The sequence below is a fragment of the Candidatus Eisenbacteria bacterium genome (assembly GCA_016867715.1).
Classification (GTDB): Bacteria; Orphanbacterota; Orphanbacteria; order Orphanbacterales; family Orphanbacteraceae; genus VGIW01.
This window is the reverse complement of the sequence record VGIW01000145.1, coordinates 1-4,404: the sequence shown is the minus strand read 5'-3', so window position 1 is coordinate 4,404 and position 4,404 is coordinate 1. Positions and strand designations below refer to the sequence as shown.

The following is a 4,404-nucleotide window of genomic DNA, read 5'->3' as shown; positions in this document are numbered from 1 at the left end:
CCTCTCGCGCGAGGTTTTCGCGCGGCTCTTCCCGGGATCCGATCTTCGTCTTCTTTACGACGTATCCCATAACATCGCGAAGATTGAGACCCATAGGGTTGGACGGGAAGAGCGGCTTCTCTGCGTGCACCGGAAGGGGGCGACTCGCTCGTTCCCCGCGGGGCACCCCGACGTCCCGGAAGCCTTCCGCCGCGTCGGGCAGCCGGTGCTCATCCCGGGCGACATGCGGTCGGGCTCGTATGTTCTGGTCGGCACCGAGAAGGCGATGGAGGAGACGTTCGGCAGCACGTGCCACGGAGCGGGGCGCCTGAAGAGCCGCTCCGAGGCGAAGCGAGAGGTTCGTCTCGGCGATCTGGAGAGAAGCTTGGAGGAGGAAGGGATCCGTTTCCGCGCGCGGTCGAGGGGCACGCTCGTCGAGGAGGCGCCCGAGGCGTACAAGGAGATCGACGAGGTGGTGAACGTGGTGCACGGCGCGGGTCTTTCCCGGAAGGTGGCGCGCCTTCGCCCCCTCGCGGTCATCAAGGGATGATGCCGGGGCCGGAGGGCGCGGTCCGCGGGGAAGGCCGCGCGGGTCTCTTCGAATCCTCGCCGGATCCGCGACCCGACGGCTCGTCCTCCCTTGCCGAGGGGGCTCCGGCCGTCGAGCGCCAGCGGGCGGCTGTTCGGGAGATGTTCGACCGGGTCAGCGGGCGGTACGACCTCCTGAACCGCGTTCTCTCGCTCGGCCTCGATGTCGGGTGGCGCCGCGAAGCGGTTCGACGGATGCGCGTCGAGAGAGGGGCGCGCGTTCTCGACGTAGCCTGCGGGACCGGGGATCTCTCGCTGGAGGCGGCGCGGGCGGCTTCCGGCGGAACGGTTCTCGGCATCGATTTCTCCGGCCCGATGCTCCGGCGCGCCCGCCGAAAGACCGGGTCTCCATCGGCGGGCCGTGTCTTCTTCGTCGAGGCCGCGGCCGAGAGGCTTCCCGTTCGCGATCGTTCTTTCGACGCGTCGGGGATCGCCTTCGGCATCCGCAACGTTCCCGACCGCGCGCGCGCCCTCCTCGAGATGGCCCGCGCCGTTCGGCCGGGAGGCCGGGTCGTCGTCCTGGAGCTCGGTCCTCCCTCGAGCGGACCTCTGGGAGCGCTGGTCGCCTTCTATCTCGGCCGGATCGTCCCCCTCCTCGGCGGCTCGTGCTCCTCTCTTGCCGCCTACCGCTACCTCGCCGACTCGATGCGGGCGTTCCCATCGCCGGACCTCTTCGGCAAGGAGATGGAGGACGCGGGGCTCGTCGATGTGTCGATCGTTCCCCTCTCGCCCTCGCCGGCCTGGATCGCGGCGGGAACGGTGCCGGATGGAGCAGGCTCGCGAGCGGGAGAGGGCGTTGTCGCGGGCGGGTTCGCGTGATAGGGTTGTTCTCCACGCGGGACCCCGCCGCGTGTAGGGCGGGTGCCTCGGACGTGACAACCCCTCCGGCCGCGGCGAACGATGAGTCGAACCGCGCATGAGGAGAACGATGCCGAAGCGTCGAATCGCTTCCGGGCTCGCGTGCCTTTCGGTCCTCCTTCTTTTCCTTCTCTCGGCCGGCTGCTTCGAGACGTCGGACAAGAGCCCGAAGAAACTCCGCGTGTTCTACACGAGCGACGTCGTGGGCAGCCTCGAGCCGTGCGGGTGAAAGTCCCGCCGAAAGGGAGGCGTGGCCCGGCGGGCCGCCTACATCCAAACGGTCGCGGCGAACGACACCGCTTCGGTGCTCCACGTCGATTGCGGGGACATGATCGGCGGCCGCGGAGCGCTCGAGGAGGTGCGCGCGCGGCACCTCTTCGAGTCGTACGGTCTCATGAAGATCGACTGCGTCAACTTCGGGATGAGCGACGCGCTTCTCGGCCAGAACTTCCTCCTCGAGCAGGCGCGGGAGAACGGGGTGCCGCTCGTTTCCGCGAACGTCTTCTATTTCGAGACCGGCGAGCGTTTTCTGAAGCCTTATGTCATCAAGCGCCTCTCTCCGAAGCGGTTTCTCGGATTCGAATGGGGCGGGCTCCGTGTCGGAATCTTCGGCCTTCTGCAACCTCTCGACGAGATGGCCGGAATCCCGTGGGACCGCGAAAGGGGAGAGCATCGATTGATCCACAAGGATCCGACGATCGTTGCGCGGGAGATGGTGGAGGAGCTCCGGCCGAAATGCGACCTGATCATCTGCCTCGCGCACACCGGATGGCTGCAGGCAAGGGGGATCGCGCGAAACGTGAGCGGCATCGACCTCATGATCGTCGGGAGCGGCGCGAACGTGAAGGGGGAGCCTTCCCTCGTGAACAACATCCCGCTCGTCATGCCGGGCGATGAGGGGAAATACGTCGGCGTCGTGGAGCTCCTTCTTGACGAGACGAAGAAGATTCAGCGGGTGGGCGGGTTCGCGCAGGAGCTGGACGATTCGATCCAAGACGACCCCGCGCAGGCCGAGCTCGTGAAGCGCTTCAACGCCGAGCTGCAGGAGGTCGGGAAGGAGGTCGTTCCCGCCACGAGCCGGCTCGACGAGATTCGTTTTCTAGGCGCCGAGGCGTGTGCGGAGTGCCATTCCGCCGAATATCGCCAATGGGAAGGGACGGGACACGCGAAGGCCCTCGAACCGCTCGTCAAGGAGAACCAAGACTACAATCCAAATTGCTTGAAGTGTCATGTAACGGGCTACGGGTTCTACAACGGTTTCCATTCCTACGACAAGACCCCGGACATGGTGAACGTGCAGTGCGAGGCATGTCACGGATCCGGAAGCGATCACGTCCGATGGGCGCGCGGAGAGCCGGTGACGGATACGGACCGCGACCCCGCCCTCAAGTACCTCTTCGCGATCACGGAGTACCGCTGCACCAACTGCCACGATTCGGAGAACGATCCGGAGTTCGACTTCGCGGCCGACTTCCGGCACGTGCTCCATCGAACGGAGGAATAGGACTCGCCCCGCTCCCTGGTGCCGGGAAGATGGTGACGGACATCTTTTGAAGAGGCGTCTGTCACCATTCTGTCTTACGGGCAGCCTTCTCCGAGCGCGCCGATCTTCTGCGGGCGCTTCTCGGTCGGGAGACAGGGCGATTTCTTCCTGAGGCGGTAATCACCCTTGTCGGGATTGCAGAACATCGGGTCGACCGCCAGATCCCCCGGGCCCGCTTCGGTCCCGACGTAGAGCCCCCCCTCGTTCTTCCAGATGTTGTTCCCGCCGTGGCGGACGAGCCCGTCGGCGCTCTCGATGTAAATGCCCGCCACGCCCTTGTTGTGGCAAATGATGTTCCGCTCGATGCGAAGATCGCCGAGCTGCGCGATAATCGCCCCCATCCCCTCCATTCCGGTATTTTGAGCGATCGTGTTCTCTTCTATGACCGCGTTGAAGGCGAACTGATACGCGATCGCTCCGAAGTCGGTGCACAGGTTGCGGACGATCACGTTGTTCCGCAGATCGCATCCCGACTGGATGAGGACGACCGCGATCGCCCCGGTGTTGTCCCGCACGGTGTTCCCCGAGAAGACCCCTCTCCCGCCGACGATGGAGGCCGCGGACGCCTCGTCCAAGCATTCATTCTGCTCGAACATGCAGTTCTCGACGATGTTGGAGGGGCAGTTGAGGAGGCTGAGCCCTCCGCCGGAGTTGTAGGCGCGATTGCCGACGAACCGGCATGCGCGCACCAAGGTCGCCGTCTTGCGAACGGCAAGCCCGCCTCCGTTCAGCTGCGCGTCTCCTCCCTTGAACGTGAGACCGGAGAAAACGAGAGTCCCCGAGTTGGAGTCCGCGTACACGACCGAGTTCTTCGCGTCCCCGTCGATGATCGTCTTCTCCCAACCTTCGGCACCGATCAGGGCGAGGCCGTCCTTGAACTTGATCGACACGTTCTCCGTGTACGACCCGGGGGCGATCCAAACGGTGTCCCCGGGTGCCGCCGCGTCGACGGCGGCCTGGATCGTCGGGTGATCCCCTGGAACGCGCTGGACGGCGGAGAGAGCGGAGACCGGGCCCAGGAGACCGAGCAGAACCGCGGCGAACCACTTCATGTACGAACCCCTCTCTTGTTTTCCTGCGTTCCGGCGCTTCCTCGCGCCGGTCCACGGCTGTTCGATTGTCCCTAGCGACCGCGCGGCGCGCCGCCCCGTCTTTCGGGAGCTTCCAACTTACTACTCACCATGCTCCGGCCTCGGTGGTTCCTCTGTCAAGAGATCCGGTTGGTGCGAACGAGCGCCAAAACGGCTGTTTTCTTCGCTGAGGCAAGCTCATGACTGTCATAATGGCGGCATCACTCCGAATGGTCCTGAGGGCGCGCGTGCCACGACCCGCGCAATCGTTTCTAAAACAATTCGTTAGTCACCTTGGTCGCTTCATGGTCGATTGGGCACGCGGCTTGATTGGTGAAGAGGCCGGAAGGTGAACCGGAGGCGTGC

5 protein-coding genes are annotated in these 4,404 nt (G+C 65.0%); 4 read left to right on the top strand and 1 reads right to left on the bottom strand.

All coding sequences use genetic code 11. From position 1 onward, the window contains the following. The 4 genes from FJY73_14020 to FJY73_14005 all read left to right on the top strand — a co-directional run. On the top strand, positions 1 to 529 hold a 529-nt coding region (locus tag FJY73_14020), incomplete at its 5' end, for an RtcB family protein (GenBank protein MBM3321776.1). Further along, positions 529 to 1,386, top strand: a complete 858-nt coding sequence (locus FJY73_14015) for a ubiquinone/menaquinone biosynthesis methyltransferase (protein ID MBM3321775.1) — start codon at positions 529 to 531, stop codon at positions 1,384 to 1,386. The genes FJY73_14020 and FJY73_14015, both read left to right, overlap by 1 nt. 109 nt (positions 1,387 to 1,495) lie before the next feature. After that, entirely contained in the window at positions 1,496 to 1,654 is a 159-nt protein-coding gene (locus FJY73_14010) for a hypothetical protein (GenBank protein ID MBM3321774.1), read from the top strand. A gap of 21 nt (positions 1,655 to 1,675) precedes the next feature. Continuing rightward, positions 1,676 to 2,929, top strand: a complete 1,254-nt coding sequence (locus FJY73_14005) for a hypothetical protein (protein MBM3321773.1) — start codon at positions 1,676 to 1,678, stop codon at positions 2,927 to 2,929. A 74-nt stretch (positions 2,930 to 3,003) separates the two neighbouring features. On the opposite strand, the gene FJY73_14000 is transcribed toward FJY73_14005, so the two are convergent. Next, complete coding sequence (locus tag FJY73_14000; GenBank protein ID MBM3321772.1) at positions 3,004 to 4,020, bottom strand: right-handed parallel beta-helix repeat-containing protein; 1,017 nt, start codon at positions 4,018 to 4,020, stop codon at positions 3,004 to 3,006. Positions 4,021 to 4,404 lie beyond the last annotated feature (384 nt).